Source organism: Micromonospora sp. WMMD1082 (assembly GCF_029626175.1).
Taxonomy (GTDB): Bacteria; Actinomycetota; Actinomycetes; order Mycobacteriales; family Micromonosporaceae; genus Micromonospora.
This window is the reverse complement of the sequence record NZ_JARUBM010000002.1, coordinates 398,547-416,038: the sequence shown is the minus strand read 5'-3', so window position 1 is coordinate 416,038 and position 17,492 is coordinate 398,547. Positions and strand designations below refer to the sequence as shown.

10 protein-coding genes and 1 pseudogene are annotated in these 17,492 nt (G+C 74.3%); 8 read left to right on the top strand and 3 right to left on the bottom strand.

All coding sequences use genetic code 11. The annotated features are described in order from the left end of the window. The first annotated feature begins 70 nt into the window (after positions 1-70). The 6 genes and pseudogenes from ligA (at position 71) to O7615_RS01955 (ending at position 10,717) form a co-directional block, all read left to right on the top strand. Positions 71-2,206 carry an NAD-dependent DNA ligase LigA gene (gene ligA / locus O7615_RS01980; protein ID WP_278175426.1) on the top strand — a complete coding sequence of 712 codons (2,136 nt, stop codon included), beginning with the start codon at positions 71-73 and terminating at the stop codon, positions 2,204-2,206. 149 nt (positions 2,207-2,355) lie between these two features. Further along, the gene (locus O7615_RS01975; protein WP_278175425.1) at positions 2,356-4,863 is read left to right on the top strand and encodes an EAL domain-containing protein; all 2,508 of its coding nucleotides are present in this window, start codon (positions 2,356-2,358) and stop codon (positions 4,861-4,863) included. Between the two features lie 145 nt (positions 4,864-5,008). Then, positions 5,009-5,314, top strand: a complete 306-nt coding sequence (gene gatC / locus O7615_RS01970; RefSeq protein WP_278175424.1) for an Asp-tRNA(Asn)/Glu-tRNA(Gln) amidotransferase subunit GatC — start codon at positions 5,009-5,011, stop codon at positions 5,312-5,314. Continuing rightward, entirely contained in the window at positions 5,311-6,786 is a 1,476-nt protein-coding gene (gatA, locus tag O7615_RS01965; protein WP_278175423.1) for an Asp-tRNA(Asn)/Glu-tRNA(Gln) amidotransferase subunit GatA, read from the top strand. The genes gatC and gatA overlap by 4 nt, the downstream gene beginning before the upstream one ends. A gap of 14 nt (positions 6,787-6,800) precedes the next feature. Then, on the top strand, positions 6,801-8,294 hold the full coding sequence (gene gatB, locus O7615_RS01960; protein ID WP_278175422.1) for an Asp-tRNA(Asn)/Glu-tRNA(Gln) amidotransferase subunit GatB: 1,494 nt from the start codon (positions 6,801-6,803) through the stop codon (positions 8,292-8,294). 66 nt (positions 8,295-8,360) lie between these two features. Then, positions 8,361-10,717 (top strand): annotated as a pseudogene (locus O7615_RS01955) (pyruvate dehydrogenase). 33 nt (positions 10,718-10,750) lie between these two features. Here O7615_RS01955 and O7615_RS01950 read toward each other — a convergent pair. Next, positions 10,751-12,358 carry a metallophosphoesterase gene (locus O7615_RS01950; RefSeq protein ID WP_278175421.1) on the bottom strand — a complete coding sequence of 536 codons (1,608 nt, stop codon included), beginning with the start codon at positions 12,356-12,358 and terminating at the stop codon, positions 10,751-10,753. Between the two features lie 65 nt (positions 12,359-12,423). Further along, positions 12,424-13,647, bottom strand: coding sequence for a PQQ-dependent sugar dehydrogenase (locus O7615_RS01945; protein WP_278175420.1), 1,224 nt, complete (start codon positions 13,645-13,647; stop codon positions 12,424-12,426). Positions 13,648-13,685: 38 nt separating this feature from the next. Between O7615_RS01945 and O7615_RS01940 the strand changes: the two genes are divergently transcribed. Next, positions 13,686-14,612 (top strand): 2-hydroxyacid dehydrogenase, encoded by a 927-nt coding sequence (locus O7615_RS01940; protein WP_278175419.1) that lies wholly within the window; start codon positions 13,686-13,688, stop codon positions 14,610-14,612. On the opposite strand, the gene O7615_RS01935 is transcribed toward O7615_RS01940, so the two are convergent. Next, positions 14,606-14,983, bottom strand: coding sequence for a PH domain-containing protein (locus tag O7615_RS01935; RefSeq protein WP_278175418.1), 378 nt, complete (start codon positions 14,981-14,983; stop codon positions 14,606-14,608). The two genes, O7615_RS01940 and O7615_RS01935, sit on opposite strands and share 7 nt — an antisense overlap. A gap of 211 nt (positions 14,984-15,194) precedes the next feature. On the opposite strand from O7615_RS01935, the gene O7615_RS01930 reads away from it, so the two are divergent. Then, on the top strand, positions 15,195-17,480 hold the full coding sequence (locus O7615_RS01930; protein ID WP_278175417.1) for a bifunctional diguanylate cyclase/phosphodiesterase: 2,286 nt from the start codon (positions 15,195-15,197) through the stop codon (positions 17,478-17,480). Positions 17,481-17,492: the final 12 nt, after the last annotated feature.

Below are 17,492 nucleotides of genomic sequence, written 5' to 3'. Positions count from 1 at the left end.
CGGGGGAGTCGGCGGAGTGTCCCACGGGCCGGATACCGTGCCGGGGTACCGAGTCACAGGAGGTCGCGGGGTGTCCGAGGAAGCCATCGGCCAGCAGGTCAGTGCGGCGCAGGAGGCGGCGGCCGGCGCCGAGCCGACCCCGCAGGCGCGGGAGCGGCACGCCACGCTGAGCCAGGAGCTGACCGATCACCAGTACCGCTACTACGTGCTCGACGCGCCGACCGTCTCCGACGCCGAGTTCGACCGGCAGCTCCGCGAGCTGGCAGCGCTGGAGGAGGAGTTCCCCGCGCTGCGCACCCCCGACTCGCCGACCCAGCGCGTCGGCGGCACCTTCTCCACCGACTTCACCCCGGTCGCCCACGCGGAACGGATGATGTCGCTGGACAATGCCTTCGCCGACGAGGAGTTGGCCGCCTGGGCGGAGCGGGTCGAGCGGGACGCCGGCGGCCCGGTGCCCTACCTGTGCGAGCTGAAGGTCGACGGGCTGGCGATCAACCTGACGTACGAGGGCGGCCGGTTGGTCCGGGCGGCCACCCGGGGCGACGGTCGCACCGGCGAGGACGTCACCGCCAACGTCCGCAGCATCCGGGACGTGCCCAGCCGGCTGACCGACTCGGCGGAGTTCGGCCCGGCCCCCGAGTTCATCGAGGTGCGCGGCGAGATCTACTTCCCGGTCGCGGGCTTCGCCGACCTCAACGCCGGCCTGGTCGAGCAGGGCAAGGCGCCCTTCGCCAATCCGCGCAACGCCGCCGCCGGCAGCCTGCGACAGAAGGATCCGCGGATCACCGCGTCCCGGCCGCTGCGCCTGGTGGTGCACGGCATCGGCGCCCGGCGCGGCTTCCAGCCGGCCACCCAGTCCGAGTCGTACAGCGCGCTGAAGGCGTGGGGGCTGCCCACCAGCGACCGCTGGCGGGTGGTGCCCGACCTGACCGGCGTACGGGACTACATCGCGCACTACGCGGCGCACCGGCACGACGTCGAGCACGAGATCGACGGGGTGGTGGTGAAGATCGACCCGGTGCCGATCCAGGGTCGGCTCGGCTCGACCAGCCGGGCGCCCCGCTGGGCGATCGCCTTCAAGTACCCGCCGGAGGAGGTCAACACCACGCTGCTCGACATCGACGTGCAGGTCGGGCGCACCGGGCGGGTCACCCCGCAGGCCGTGCTCCAACCGGTCAAGGTGGCCGGCTCCACCGTCGCGTACGCGACCCTGCACAACGCGCGCGAGGTCGAGCGCAAGGGGGTGCTGATCGGTGACACGGTGGTGATCCGCAAGGCCGGCGACGTGATCCCCGAGGTGCTCGGCCCGGTGGTCGACCTGCGCCCGCCGGACGCCCGGCCGTTCGTCATGCCCACCAGCTGCCCGGTCTGCGGCACCCCGCTCGCCCCGGCCAAGGAGGGTGACGTGGACATCCGCTGCCCCAACTCGCGCAGCTGCCCGGCGCAGCTGCGCGAGCGGGTGTTCCACCTGGCCGGGCGCGGCACCTTCGACATCGAGGCGCTCGGCTACAAGAGCGGCGCCGCGCTGCTCGACGCGCAGATCATCACCGACGAGGGCGACCTGTTCTCGCTCGACGCCGAGCAGCTGGCCCGCTCGCCCTTCTTCGTCAACAAGGACGGCAGCCTCGGCAGCAACGCCGTCAAGCTGCTCGACAACCTCGCCGTGGCCAGGGAGCGCGACCTGTGGCGGGTGCTGGTGGCCCTCTCCATCCGGCACGTCGGGCCGACCGCCGCACAGGCGCTGGCCCGGCACTTCCGCTCGGTCGAGGCGATCGACGGGGCCACCGAGGAGGAACTGTCCTCGGTCGACGGTGTCGGCCCGACCATCGCCGCCAGCATCCGCGAGTGGTTCGCCGTGGACTGGCACCGCGAGGTGGTCCGCAAGTGGGCCGAGGCGGGCGTACGGATGGCCGAGGAGGCGGTGGCGGAGGGGCCGCGCCCGCTCGAAGGGGTGACCGTGGTGGTGACGGGCACCCTCGCCGGGTTCTCCCGGGACCAGGCCGCGGAGGCGATCCAGTCGCGGGGCGGGAAGGTCAGCGGCTCGGTGTCGAAGAAGACCGGCTTCGTGGTGGTGGGCGACAACCCCGGCTCCAAGGCGGACAAGGCGGCCAGCCTGAAGGTGCCCGTGCTCGACGAGGAGGGTCTCCGGGTGTTGCTCGACTCCGGTCCGGACGCCGCCCGCCAGGTGGCCCGGGTCGAGGAATGACGATCTTGGGAGCGTACGCCCGGATACCAACTTAATCACGACTACGACCGATTCGTGACTGTCGCGGCGGGAAATCGGGTGGTGGGGGCGTTTCATGGGGGCGCGGCGCGTGAAACCCACGGGCCGTCCGTCTCGTGCCGGGAGGTGTGATGGAGTCGCCCGACCCGCGTAACCTCGTCCCACCCGGACGGACCGCGCAGTTCGCCACGTTCGTCGCCGCGGTGCTGGCGGTGGCCGTGCTGGTCTCGGCCGACGGACTGGCGTCGCTCGCCACCACCCTGCCGGAGCTGCCGGCGGCGTTCTGGACGATGGCGGTGCTCGCCGTGGCCTGCGACGCGCGCCCCTTCCTTCCGCCCGGCCGGGGCCAGTCCTCCTCGGCGGTCTTTCCGTCGACCTGTTTCACCTTCGCGATCCTGCTCGGCTGGGGGCTCGGCCCGGCGGTCGCGGTGCAGGCGGTCGCCGTGGTGGTGTCCGGGGTCCGGATGCGGCACGCACCCTGGCGGACGGCCTTCAACGCCGGCCAGTACGCCTGCTCGCTGGCCGCCGCGTACGCGGTCACCCGGTGGGGACCGGGCGGCGTCTTCGACGGCGGAGCGCTGGGCGGGGCCGACATCGCCGCGATCGGCGGCGCCGGCATCGCCTGGTTCGTGGTCAACTACGGGCTGGTCACCGCCGCCGTGCGGCTGCGGTTCGGCGAGCGGTGGTGGCCCAACGCCTGGCACGGCCTGCCCTTCGAGCTGCTCTCCACCGGGTCGCTGCTGCTGCTCGCGCCGGTGCTGGTCACCGCCGCGAGAGCCAGCGCGGCCCTGGTCCCGCTGGTGCTGGTGCCGCTGTTCGCGGTGTACCGGATGGCCCGGCTCACCGTCGAACAGCACCAACTGGCCGCACTCGACCCGCTCACCGGGCTGCCCAACCGCAAGGCGTTGCTGGCCGAGGTCAACGAGCAGGTGTACCGGCACGCCGAGCGCGCGGCCCGGGGTGAGTCCGGTGCCCGGCTGGCCCTGCTGCTGATCGACCTGGACCGCTTCAAGAACGTCAACGACGCGCTCGGTCACGCGGTGGGCGACCGGCTGCTGGTCGAGGTGAGTGCCCGGCTGACCGATGCGGTCGAGCCGCCGCAGATGGTCGCCCGTCTCGGCGGTGACGAGTTCGCGATCGTCATGACCGGGCTCACCAACGCCGGCGAGGCCCGATCCCTGGCCGACCAGGTCGTGCAGGCCCTCGCCGAGCCGGTGCCGCTGGACGGGTTGCCGCTCGACGTCGGCGGTTCCATCGGCATCGCCCTCTACCCGGAGCACGGCGAGGACTTCGCCACCCTGATGCGCCACGCCGACGTGGCGATGTACGACGCGAAGCACCGCAACGACACGGTCGCCGTCTACACCGCCGAGTCCGACCACAACTCCCCGGAGCGGCTGGGCCTGCTGGCCGACCTCCGTCGGGTGCTGGAGGTGGGATCGCCGGGCCGGCCCGGCCAGGGCGACGCACCGGCCGACGTGCCGACGGTCCGCGGCGGGGACGGTGCGGTGCTGCCCGCCTCCCCGCCGGCCGACGAGCGTCCCGGCGCCCGGTGGTGGAGCCGGCGGCGACGCCGCCCTCGGGCGGTGGACCACGACGACGAGCTGATCGCCCGGATCGTGACCGGCGCGGACCCGACACTGCGTCGGGCGGACCGGATGGATCGGGCGGACGGATCCGCCCGGCCGGTCGGGCCCACGGCGACCAGCGGTGCGGTGGCGGCCGACACCGGGGCCGCCCGTCAGGCCGAGGTGTGGTCGGCGCCGACGCACTCAACCGACCGGTCGGGCCCGGCACCGGGCGGCGGGCAACCCGACGTGGCGCCGCCGGCCGACGGCACGGAACCGGCCGGTGACGCCGGCGAGATCATGATGTATTACCAGCCGCAGATCGCCATCGCCACCGGCGAGGTGGTCGGGGTGGAGGCGCTGCTGCGCTGGCGGCATCCGCGCCGGGGGATGGTCGACCCGGAGGAGCTGATCCGGGTCGCCGAGCAGAGCGCGGTGATGCGCCTGCTCACCCGCCGGGTCGTCGACGACGTGGTGGAGCAGCTCGCCAAGTGGTCGGCGGCGGGCCTCGGGCTGCGGGCGGCGGTCAACGTCAGCGTCCGCGACCTGCACACCGGCGAGATCGCCGACCAGATCGCCGACCGGCTCGCCCGCTACGGCGTCGCACCGGACCGGCTGCAACTGGAGATCACCGAGGGTGCGCTGATGGCCGACCCGCGCCGGGTGCTGACCACCATCACCCGGCTGCACCGGATCGGGGTGGGCATCGCGCTGGACGACTTCGGCACCGGGTACTCCTCCCTCCAGCACCTGCGCCGGCTGCCGCTGGTGGAGGTGAAGGTCGACCGCTCGTTCGTGCTCGGCATGGCCGAGGACACCGACGACGCGGCGATCGTCCGCTCCACGATCGAGCTGGCCAAGGCGTTGGGCCTGCGGGTGGTGGCCGAGGGGGTGGAGGACGAGCGGACCTGGCGGATGCTGCACGCGGCCGGCTGCGACGCCGCCCAGGGCTGGTTCTACGCCCGGCCGATGCCGGCCGAGGAACTGGTCGCCTGGCTGGCCCGGTACCGTCCGCTGCGCCCGCTCGGCGGCCACGACGAGGCGGAGGTGCCCCGCCGGCACGCCCGGTGACCCGGCGGTGCCGGGCGGCCCGGGGAGCCGGCAGCGGCCCGCCCGGCGCGGAACAATAGACTCGGTGCCGTCACCGCGCGTCGCGTACCGGGCGCCAGCGCGGCGCACGTCAGGCAGACGCAGCACAGCCACGAAGGGGGCACCGATGGCCGCCATCTCCCGCGAGGAGGTCGCGCACCTGGCGCGACTGTCGCGGCTCGCCGTGACGGAGGAGGAACTGGACACCTTCGCCGGCCAGCTCGACGTGATCCTCCAAGCGGTCGCCCAGGTGGGCGAGGTCGCCGCCGCGGACATCCCGCCGACCTCGCACTCGGTGCCACTGACCAACGTGCTCCGGGCGGACGTCGTGACGCCGGGCCTGACGCCCGAGGAGGCGCTGTCGGGTGCGCCCGACGCGGAGGAGCAGCGGTTCCGCGTACCGCGGATCCTGGACGAGGATGTGGCCTCATGACCGACGTCACCAGATTGACCGCGACCCAGATCGCGGGACTCGTCGCCGCCGGTGAGACCTCCGCGGTCGAGATCACCCAGGCCCACCTGGACCGGATCGCCGCCGTCGACGACCGGGTCAACGCCTTCCTGCACGTCGACACCGAGGGCGCGCTGGCCGCCGCCCGCGCCGTCGACGCCCGCCGCGCCACCGGCGCGGAGCTGGGCCCGCTGGCCGGCGTGCCGGTGGCGGTCAAGGACGTGCTGACCACCAGGGGCGTGCCGACCACCGTCGGGTCGAAGATCCTGGAGGGTTGGCGCCCGCCGTACGACTCGACCATCGTGGAGCGGCTGCGCGCCGCCGGCACGGTGATGCTCGGCAAGACCAACATGGACGAGTTCGCGATGGGCTCCTCCACGGAATACTCCGCGTACGGGCCGACCCGCAACCCGTGGGACACCGACCGCATCCCCGGCGGTTCCGGTGGGGGGAGCGCCGCGGCGCTGGCCGCGTACGAGGCGCCGCTGGCGATCGGCTCGGACACCGGCGGCTCGATCCGCCAGCCGGGCGCGGTCACCGGCACCGTCGGCGCGAAGCCGACGTACGGCGGCACCTCCCGGTACGGCCTGGTGGCGTTCTCCTCCTCGCTGGACACACCCGGCCCGTGCGCGCGTACGGTGCTGGACGCCGCGCTGCTGCACGCCGCGATCGGCGGGCACGACCCGCGCGACTCCACCTCCATCCCGGCGCCGGTGCCGGACGTGGTGGCCGCGGCGAAGCTCGGCGCCACCGGCGACCTGAGCGGGGTGCGGCTGGGCATCGTCACCGAGTTCGGCGGCGAGGGCGCCGAACCGGGGGTGACGGCCGCCTTCGACGAGGCCGTCGACACGTTGACGAAGCTCGGCGCGGAGATCGTCGAAATCTCCTGCCCGCACTTCCGGTACGCGCTGCCCGCGTACTACCTGATCGCGCCCAGCGAGTGCTCCTCCAACCTGGCCCGCTTCGACGGCGTTCGGTTCGGGCTGCGGGCCGGTGACGACGGCAACCGGTCGCTGGAGGAGGTCATGTCGCTGACCCGGGAGGCCGGGTTCGGCGCCGAGGTCAAGCGACGCATCATGATCGGCACGTACGCGCTCTCCTCGGGCTACTACGACGCCTACTACGGGCAGGCGCAGAAGGTGCGTACGCTGATCACCCGCGACTTCACCGCGGCGTTCGAGCGGGTCGACGCGCTGATCTCGCCGACCACCCCGTTCGTGGCGTTCCCGCTGGGCGCGCGCACCGCCGACCCGTACCAGATGTACCTGGCCGACCTGTTCACCATCCCGACCAACCTCTACGGCGGGCCGGGCATCTCGGTGCCGTGCGGGCTCTCCGACGGGCTGCCGGTCGGTCTTCAGGTGATGGCCCCGACGATGGCCGACGACCGGATGTACCGGGTCGCCGCCGCGCTGGAGAGCGCCGTCGGCACGTTCACTCCACCGGCACTGTGAGGCAGGGAGCACCGATGACGACGACACTGCCCGCGTACGACGAGGTCGTCGCGCGCTACGAGCCGGTGATCGGCCTGGAGACCCACGTCGAGCTGGGCACGAACACGAAGATGTTCTGCGGCTGCCCGACCGACTTCGGTGGCGAGCCGAACACCCGGGTCTGCCCGGTCTGCCTGGGCCTGCCCGGCTCGCTGCCGGTGGCCAACTCCGCGGCCATCGAGGCGACCATCCGGATCGGCCTGGCCCTGAGCTGCTCCATCGCGACGTGGTGCCGGTTCGCCCGGAAGAACTACTTCTACCCGGACATGCCGAAGAACTTCCAGATCAGCCAGTACGACGAGCCGCTCTGCGTCGACGGTTACCTGGACGTCGAGGTGAACGGTGAGATGGTGCGGATCGGCATCGAGCGGGTGCACCTGGAGGAGGACACCGGCAAGACGCTGCACGTCGGCGGCGCCACCGGCCGCATCCACGGCGCGACCGAGTCGCTGGTCGACTACAACCGGGCCGGCATCCCGCTGGTCGAGATCGTCACCAAGCCGATCCCCGGCACCGCCGCGCTCGCCCCCGAGGTGGCCCGCGCGTACGTCACCGAACTGCGCGACGTGCTCCGCTCGCTCGGCGTCTCCGACGTACGCATGGAGGAGGGCTCGCTGCGCTGCGACGTGAACACCTCGCTGAACCTGCCCGGCGAGGAGTGGGGCACCCGCACCGAGACGAAGAACGTCAACTCGCTGCGGTCGGTGGAGCGGGCGGTCCGCTCGGAGATGCTGCGCCAGGCGTCGGTGCTCGACGCGGGCGGGCGGATCACCCAGGAGACCCGGCACTTCCACGAGGACACCGGGGACACCACCCCCGGCCGGTCCAAGGAGACCGCCACCGACTACCGGTACTTCCCCGAGCCGGACCTGGTGCCGCTCGCGCCGGACCCGGCCTGGGTGGCCGAGCTGAAGGCCGCCCTGCCGGAGCTGCCCCGGCTGCACCGCCGCCGGCTCCAGCAGGCGTGGGGGCTCTCCGACGCGGACATGCAGTCGGTGCTCAACGCCGGCGCGGTCGAGCTGATCGAGGCCACGGTGGCCGCCGGTGCGACCCCGGCGGCGGCCCGCAAGTGGTGGCTCGGCGAGCTGTCCCGGCGGGCCAACGAGACGGGCGTGGAGCTGGCCGACATCGGGGCCACCCCGACGCAGGTCGCCGAGCTGCAGGGCCTGGTCGACGCCGGCAAGCTCAACGACAAGCTGGCCCGTACGGTGCTGGAGGGCGTGGTCGCCGGGGAGGGCTCCCCGACCGAGATCATGACCAACCGCAACCTGGAGGTCGTCTCCGACACCGGCGCGCTGACCGCCGCCGTGGACGAGGCGATCGCCGCCAACCCGGCCATCGCCGACAAGGTGCGCAGCGGCAAGGTCGCCGCGGCCGGCGCCCTGGTCGGCGCGGTCATGAAGACCACCCGCGGCCAGGCCGACGCCAAGACCGTCCGCGAACTGATCCTGGCGCGCCTCGGCGCCTGAGTCGCCAGCACCACCCACCCCCGAACCGGGCGTCAACGACGACGTGCCGGAGCCCTGGAGTCCACCGTGAACCAGCACGACCTCGATGTCCTCGACGAGATCCAGCGGCGGGTGTTGTGGCTCGCCACCCGGATCGTGGACGCGGCTAACCACGAGCGCGGCGCCGGGGACGGGGTGAAGGTCGGCGGGCACCAGGCGTCCAGCGCCTCGCTGGTCACCGCGATGACCGCGCTCTGGTTCGCCCACCTGGCCGCCGAGGACCGGGTCGCGGTCAAGCCGCACGCCTCCCCGGTCTTCCACGCCATCCAGTACCTGCTGGGCAACCTCGACCGGTCGTACCTGACCCGGCTGCGGGCGCGCGGCGGTCTCCAGTCGTACCCGTCGCGGACGAAGGACCCGGACGAGGTCGACTTCTCCACCGGCTCGGTCGGCCTCGGCGCCGCCGCGCCGCTGTTCGCCGCGGTGACCCGGCGCTACGTCGACGCGCACTTCGGCGACCGGCCGCACTCCCGGTTCGTCGCGCTGATCGGCGACGCCGAGCTGGACGAGGGCAACATCTGGGAGCGGTCGCCGACCCGGCCACCACCGGGCTCGGCAACGTGATGTGGGTGGTCGACTTCAACCGGCAGTCGCTGGACCGGGTCGTCCCCGGGGTGCGGATCGACCAGTGGCGCGGCCAGTTCGAGGCCGCTGGCTGGCACGTGGTCGAGGTGAAGTACGGCCGCCGGCTCGCGCAGGCGTACGCCCGGCCGGGCGGGGAGGCGCTGCGCGACTGGATCGACGCCATGCCGAACGAGCAGTACCAGTCGCTGTTCGGGCTGGCCGGGCCGGCGCTGCGCAAGCAGTTCCTGGACGGCGCGCCGGACGGCATCGCGGCGTTCATCGCCGACATCGCCGACGAGGAGCTGGGCCCGCTCGTCACCGACCTGGGCGGGCACGACCTCGCGGCGCTGCTCGACGCGTACGCCCAGTGCGACGCGGTGACCGACCGGCCGAGCGTGGTGTTCGCGTACACCGTCAAGGGTTGGGGTCTGCCGATCGCCGGCAATCCGCGCAACCACTCGGCGCTGCTCACCGGCGAGCAGGTCGACGCGTTGCGGACGGCGCACCGGTTGACCCGGGACACCGAGTGGGACCGCCTCGACCCGGCGTCACCGGCCGGCATCCGGGCCGGGCAGCGCCGGGAGTCGCTGTCCCGCGCGCCCCGCGAGCGGGCGCTCGGGGTCACCGTCCCGCAGACCACGAGGGTACGCGCGAACAAGCCGATCTCCACCCAGGAGGTCTTCGGTCGGGTGCTGGTCGACCTGGCCCGCGACCCGCAGGTGGGGAAGTACCTGGTCACCACCGCGCCGGACGTGGCCACCTCGACCAACCTCGCCGGGTTCATCAACAAGACCGGCGTGTTCGCCCCGACCGAGCGGCGTTCCTGGTCGGAGGACCGGATGCTGCGCTGGACGGAGAGCCCCGGCGGGCAGCACATCGAGCTGGGCATCTCCGAGATGAACCTGTTCCTGCTGCTCGGCCAGCTCGGCCTGGCGTGGGACCTGTCCGGGCAGCCGCTGCTGCCGGTCGGCACCGTCTACGACCCGTTCGTGCTGCGCGGTCTGGACGCCTTCCTCTACGGCACCTACTCCGGCTCCCGGTTCGTCGTCGCGGGCACCCCGTCCGGCATCACGCTGGCCCCGGAGGGCGGCGCCCACCAGTCCACCATCACCGCGAGCGTGGGCCTGGAACTGCCCGGGGTGACCTTCGTCGAGCCCGCGTACGCGGGCAGCCTCGACTGGCTGCTCTGCGACGCGCTCGGCCAGATCGCCGGTGCGGCGCAGCCGACGCCGACGGCCGCGCCGGCCGAGGACGGGGCGTACTACTTCCGGCTCAGCACCCGTCCGGTCGACCAGACGCCGTTCGAGGCGGCCCGCGCCCGGCTCGGCGACGCGGTGCTGCGCCGGCAGGTGCTCGCCGGGGCGTACCGGCTGGTCGACGCCCACCAGGCGTACCCGCACCTGGCCGACGCGCCGACGGTGCAGCTGGCCGCCTCGGGCGCGGTGCTGCCCGAGGTGCTGGCCGCGGCGGCGGAGCTGGCGGACGAGGGCGTCGCCGCCCACGTCGTCGACGTGACCAGCCTGGACCGGCTCTACCGCGCCTGGCAGCGCACCCTGCGGCAGGGCGTCCGCACGGCCACCGTGCCCAGCGTGCCCGGTGCGCTGCGGTCCGCCTTCGCCGACCGGGTGCCGGTGGTCACCGTGCACGACGCCGCCTCGCACGCCATGGCCTGGCTCGGCTCGGCGGTGGGCGCGCCCGCGGTGCCGCTCGGCGTGGACGAGTTCGGCCAGTCCGGCACCGTGCACGACCTATACGAGCTGCACGACCTGCTCCCCGGCAGCATCGTCAACGCCGCCCTGGCCGCCCTCGCTCTCCGCTGACCGGCGGCGGGCGGGGCACCGGTCGCGCCCTCGTCAGCGGGTCGGCGTGGGGGTGGGCGTGATGGCGGGAGTGGGCGTGGTGGCGAGCGGCCCGTTCGCCGGTGGCTCGATCACGGTGCGTTCGAGGTTAACCTGCGCCTGGCCGGTGCCGCCGACGGTGATGTTGTCGTACGCCTGGAGTTGCTTCTCCTGGTCGAAGTAGAGCACGGTCATCGCCAGCGGTGTCGGCTCCTCGCCCTCCAGCCCGCGCAGCCCGGCACCGCCGGTGGAACCCTGCACCATCAGCGTGGTGGGCTGCTGGCCCGGCACCTCCGGCAGCGTGTTGACCTGCCGGCTGTGCGTGTGCCCGGCGAGCACCAGCGGGCAGGTGCCGGAGAGCGGGCCGGCGGCGGCCGGATCGTGCACCAGCGCGATGTTCACCGGCCGGGGCGAACTACGGATCGTGGCGGCCAGCCTCTCGCCGGTGTCGATCAGCTCGTTGGCGGTGGACTGGGTCAGCCCGCCACTGGCCGGTGAGGTGCTCTTGTCCGGGGTGAAGCGGGGGTCGCCGATGCCCGCGATGGTCAGCCCGGCGACGGTCCTGGTCGTGTTGTCCAGCACGATCGCGTTCGGCTGGCGGGCCACCGCGGCGGCCGTACGCCCCGAGTCGTGGTTGCCCCGGATGTAGACGTACGGCTTGCGGAGCAGGCTGATCGAGCCGACGTAGGACGCCTCCGGCTCGGTGCCCCAGTCGGTGATGTCGCCGGTGTCGATCACCACGTCGATGCCGAACTGCTCGGTCACGGTCCGGATGAGCTGCCAGGCGGCCGGGTTGAGGTGCAGGTCGGAGATGTGCAGCACCCGGGTGGTGCCCGGCTCCGGCTCGTACAACGGCAGCGCCGAGACCGTGGTGTAGAGCTGGGTGACGTTGCCGATGAGCCGCTGGAGCTGCTCGCCGTACCGGGTGTAGTCGTCGGCGATCCGGCGCACGTCGCCCACGATCGCCGGGGCGTTGACCAGCAGCCCTTCGTACCGGGGTTCCTCGATCGCCTGCGGGCGCATGGTCGCCGCGGCGGTGCCCAGGCTGCCCGCGGTGATCACCAGGGCCAGCGCGCCGGCCCAGGCCGCCCGCCGGGTGTCCCGGAAGACCAGCAGGGCCAGCACCAGGGTCGCCAGTACGGCGGAGCCGAGCGTCCGCAGGCCGAGCCGCAGCACGCCCTCCTGGATGTCGTCGACCGCCGACTGGGTGGCCCGGTTGAGGCTCGCGGGATCGTCGAAGAGCGCCTCCGTGCGGCCCTGGTCCAGCGCGCCCAACTCCACCGTCAGGCGGGTCGGCCCGTCGTGGCTGTCCAGCAGCAGCGAGCCCAGCGGCGGGATGTCGACCGTGGTGCTGCCCTCGGCCGCCGGCGCGACCGACAGCCGGGCGTGGAACGGGCCGATGTCGGTGCCCACCTGCCCGCCGGCGAGAACCCCGAGCAGCACCCCGGCGAGCGTGACGACCAGGACGGCCAGGGCGACGGCCGTGCGACGTACGGCGGTGCGGCGCCCGGCCGCGCGTGCGTCGGCGGCGGCCCGCCCCAGCGGGGGGAGGCGGCGCGGGCGACCGGCGGGCGTACCCCCGTCCCGGTCGCGGCGCGGCTCCTCGTTCTGCTGACCGTCCATGCTGAGATTCTGACCTGCCCGGCGAAGGATCTTGGCAAACCTGGCTGATGCGGCGTGTGCCGGCCTCAGCTGCGGCCGGCACCGCCACCGGCGAAGACGAGCCGCAGCAGCCGGTCGTCCTCCGGCGCCGGCCGGCCCCGCCCGTCGTGGTTGGAGGTGCTGACCCAGAGCGAGCCGTCCGGTGCGGCGGCGATCGCGCGCAGCCGCCCGTACCGCTCGGTCAGCAGCGCCTGCGGCTGACCGAGCACCGTGCCGGTCTCGGTCAGCTCGACCAGCCAGAGACGCTGGCCGCGCAGGCACGCGGTGGCGAGCATCCGTTCCTGCGCGGCTAGGCCGGAGCAGGACGCCTCGTCGGTCGACCACTGCACGATCGGGTCGACGTACTTCTCGTCGTCGCCGCGCCCCTCGACCTCGGGCCAGCCGTAGTTCTTGCCCTTGGTGATCTCGTTGATCTCGTCCCAGGTGTTCTGGCCGAACTCGACGGCGTACATCCGGTCGCCGTCCCAGGCGATGCCCTGCACGTTGCGGTGGCCCAGCGACCAGACCGGGGAGTTCGGGAAGGGGTTGCCGGGTGCCGGCTTCCCCTCCGGCGTGATCCGCAGGATCTTGCCGCCGAGCTGCTTCACGTCCTGCGACTGGTCGGTGTCCCCGGCGTCGCCGGTGCTGGCGTAGAGCTGCCCGTCGGGCCCGAACGCGAGGCCGCCGCCGTTGTGGATGCCCGCCTTGGGGATGCCGGTCAGGATCGGCGTGGGCTCCTCGCCGAGCCGCAGCCGGGCGATCCGGTTGTCCCGCTCGGCGGTGTAGTAGACGAAGACCGTCCGGTCCTGCGCGAACTCCGGCGACACCGCGATCCCCAGCAGACCACCCTCGCCCGAGGCGACCGCGTCGTCGATGGTCTGCACCTCGGTGACCTTCAGGCCGTCCGCGTTCGACTCCGGACCGACCTGGACGATCCGGCCGCTGTCACGCTCGGTGACCAGGGCGCCGCCGTCGGGCAGGAACGCGATGCCCCACGGCACGCGCAGCCCCTGCGCGAGCATGGTGGCGACGAGTTCCCGGTCGCCGTTGCCCGCCGTGGCCGAGGGGGTGGGCAGGTTCGGTGGTTCGCCGGCCGGATCCGGCTCCGGTTCACCGAGGCTGCAACCGCCGGCGGCGAGCAGCAGTGTCGCGCAGGACGCCGCGAGGGCGGTACGGACCTGACGGGCGCGGAGGTACGGGGGAGCGCTCACCCGGCCCAGCGTAGCCCGGTGTGGCCGCCGCCGCGCACGTCCACGCGACCGACCCCCCATCGGCTGGTGCGGCGTGCGGGGGCCTATCGTCGGCGAACGTGAAGGTATGGATCCCGCACGAGGCCGGTCACGCCCTGCTCGGCGAGCTGCCGCCGGAGGTCACCGTCGAGACGATGGACGATCCGGCCGCGCTGCCCTCGCCGGTGGCCGGCGTCCGGTTCTGGGTGCCACCCTTCCTCGCCGGGGTGAACGCCACGGCCCTGCTGCACGAGCTGCCCGACCTGGCGGTGGTGCAGCTGCTCTCGGCCGGCGCGGACGCCTGGGTCGACCGGGTGCCGCCGGGGGTCACGCTCTGCGACGCCCGGGGAGTGCACGACCCCTCCACCGCGGAGTGGGTGGTCGCGGCGATCCTGTCCCAGCTGCGCGCCTTCCCGGCGATGGCCCGCGCCCAGGCCGACCGGCGGTGGGCGTACGACGAGGTGACCCCCACCGACGAGCTGGCCGGCAAGCGGGTGTTGATCGTCGGCGCGGGTTCGATCGGCACCGCGCTGCGGGACCGCCTCGCGCCGTTCGAGGTGGAGTTCACCCTGGTGGCCCGCACCGCCCGGGCGGATCAGGGGGTGCGCGGCGTCGCCGAGCTGCCGCAGCTGCTGCCACACGCCGACGTCGTGGTGCTGCTGGTGCCGCTGACCGCGCAGACCCGGGGGCTGGTCGACGAGAAGTTCCTGGCCGCGATGCGCGACGGCGCGCTGCTGGTGAACGCCGCCCGGGGGCCGGTGGCCCGGACCGACGCGCTGGTCGCCGAGCTGGCCACCGGCCGCATCTCCGCCGCCCTGGACGTGACGGATCCCGAGCCGCTGCCCGCCGGGCATCCGCTCTGGGAGATGCCGAACGTGCTGCTCACCCCGCACGTGGCCGGTTCGGTGCGGGGCCTGCTGCCACGGGCGTACCGCCTGGTCGGTCAGCAGATCCGGCGGTTCGCGGCCGGGGAGACGCCGCGCAACGTGGTGGTGGACGGCTACTGAGCCGGCTCGGTGCCGCCGCGCCCGGCCGCGGCCACCAGCCGCGGCAGGTCCTCGCGGCGGACGGCCGGCAGCACCAACCGCCGGCCGTCGTCGAGCCGGGCGACCGCCCGGCCGCGCGGGTCCGACCCCAGCTCGACCACCTGGTCCCAGGGGATGCGGCGCTGCCCGGCGAGCGCGCGCACCCGCAGCCCCCGGACGTCGGCGTCGGTGCCGGCGCGCCAGGCCCAGACGGCCACCGTCAGTGGCGCCAGCAGCACCGGCAGCAGGTACGCGCGAGCACCGGCCAGCGGCAGGGCGCCGATGAGGGCGACGATCGCCGCGACCAGGATGGCCTGGTGGTGCCGGAACCGGGCGGTGTCGGAGCGGGACATGCCCCGATGATTCCACCCCCTCGGTGGCGCGCCCGGAGCGGGCTGTCACGGCCGTCCGCCCGCGTCGCCGACCGGGTCCGTGATATCGCTCACGGTCGATCGGCCGCAACTTCTCGCCGGCCGACTCGTTCACCGGTGGTGGACGGCGGACCATCTCCGCCGGCCACGCACCGCCGCACCGCCCCCGTGCCCCCTCACGAAGGCGAACGTCGTGCCCGTCCCGTCTGTGTTCCGTGCCGCCCCGTCCCGTGCCGCGTACCGTCCGATCCTGCCGGAGATCTGCGTCCTCGCGGTGACCGCCGTGCTGGTGGTCCTCGGTGCGACCGGTCACGTGCCGGCCCTCGCCGTGGTGGCGCTCGCCGGTGCCGCCGCCTCCACGCTGGCCGGCGTACGCCTGTCCCGGCTGACCCTCGGTCCCGACTCGCCGGCCGCCGGCCCGCCCGCCGGGCGGATGGCCCGCCGCGCGGCGGCCCGCCCTCGCCGAGCCGCCGCCCTGCTGCACGCCGCGGTGGTGACCGCCGGCCTGACCGCGGCGGTGCTGCCGCTGGCCTCCGCCGGGTACCGACCGGCGGCGACCGTCGCCGGGCTCGCCGGCACCACCGCGCTGCTCGGCGGCGGCCTGCTCAGCCTGCCCCGACGGCCGCGTCCGCCGGCCCGGAGGTGGCCGCGCCAGCTGCTCGACGGCGCGCCACCCGGCCTCTGCCTGGTGCTCGCCGCCTGGCTGCTGCTGCCGTACGCCGGTGTCCCGGCACCAGTGCGGCTGGTCGTCGCGGTCGCCGTGGGCGTGCTCGCCGTCGACGCGTTGACGGTGCTGACCGGGGCGCGCCGCCGCTCCGGCGTCGCCCGGTGCCGGGCCGGAGCGGCGCTGACCCTGCTCGCCCTGGTGCTGCTGGCCGCGCTGCCCGCCGGCCCCGCCGCCGGGCGGGCCGCGCTGCTGGTCGTGCCGTCACTGGTGGCCGGTGTGCTGCTGGTCGCCGCCGGGGTACGGGGGGTGGTGCGGGGCGACGCGTCCCGGCAGGCCCCGTGGGTCTGGCCGAGGGCGGTGGTTCCGGCGGTGGCGGTGGTGCTGGCCATCGTCCACCAGTTGCAGGCCGGTCTGCTGCCGGACCGGACCGCGGTGCTGCTCGCGCTCGCCGCGGTGCCGTCGCTGGTGGCCCGCGAACTGCTCGGCGGCGCCGGGTCGGCGCCGGCGGCCGCGCCGGACCCGCCGGCGGCACCGCCCCCGGTGGCGGGGACGGTCGCGCCGGCTCCGGCGCTCGCCGACGTCGGCGTACCGGCCGGCCGTGCCGCCCTGCTGCGCGCCCTGGCGGAGCGGCCCGAACCCGCCTCCGGCACGCTGCTCGTGGTCGACCTGCACCTCACCGAGTTGCCCGGTCCGGTCGTGCGCGACGACGTGGGCGCCGAGGCCGTCCGCCGGGCCCGGGCCGTGGCCGCCGAAGGGGACGAGGTGTTCGACCTGACCGGCAGCGGGCTCGCGGTGGTCACCGGGGTCGGGCCGGTGCTGGCCTACGCGCTGGGCACCCGACTGCTCACCGCACTGGGCCGGCCGTACGAGGTGTCGGGGGCGGCGCTGCGGTCGCGACCCAGCATCGGGCTCGCCGAGCTGACCCGTGGCCGGCCGGAGGACGTGCTCCGGCAGGCGGATCTGGCCCGGCGGCGCGCGGCCCAGCTCGGGCGGGACCGGGTCGAGTGGTACGACGCCTACCTGGAGGAGCAACTGGTCCGCCGGCTGGACCTGGAGCGGGAGCTGCCCGGCGCGGTCGCCCGGGGCGAGCTGGATCTGGTCTACCAGCCGGTGCTCGCGCTGGCCGACCGGTCGCCGGTCGGCACGGAGGCGCTGCTGCGCTGGCGCAACCCCGCGCTCGGCACCGTGTTCCCGGCGGAGCTGCTGCCGGTGGCCGAGGATCTCGACATCGTCGGCGAGCTGGGCGCCTGGGTGTTGGATCGGGCCTGCCGCCAGCTGGCCGACTGGTCGGTCGGCCGTCGGGGGCTCTGGATGGCGGTCAACGTCACCGCCCGCGAACTCACCTCACCGGACTTCGTGCCCCGGACGGCGGCCGTCCTGGAGGCGTACGGGGTGGGGCCGGACCAGCTGGTGGTCGAGGTCGCCGAGCCCCGGGTCGCCGCGGAGCTGCCGACGGTGGTGGCCCGACTGGCCGGGTTGCGCTCGATGGGCATCCGCACCGCGCTGGACGACTTCCGGGCCGAGCACGCCTCCCTCGCCCAGCTCCGGCGGCTGCCGATCGACCTGCTCAAGGTCGGGCCGGAGGCGTCGGTCGCGGGCGGCGATCCGCACCGCCCGCTGCTGGACGTGGTGGTCACCGTGGCCGACCGGTTGGGCCTGGAGGTGGTGGCCGAGGAACTGGAGTCCGCCCACCAGGTCGAGGGGGCGCACCGGGCCGGCTGCCGTTACGGCCAGGGGTTCGAGCTGGCCCGCCCGGCGACCGCGGAGCGGGTCGAGGCGTACTTCGAGGAGTTTCCGTCCACGTCCCGATGACCGCCGGGAGCG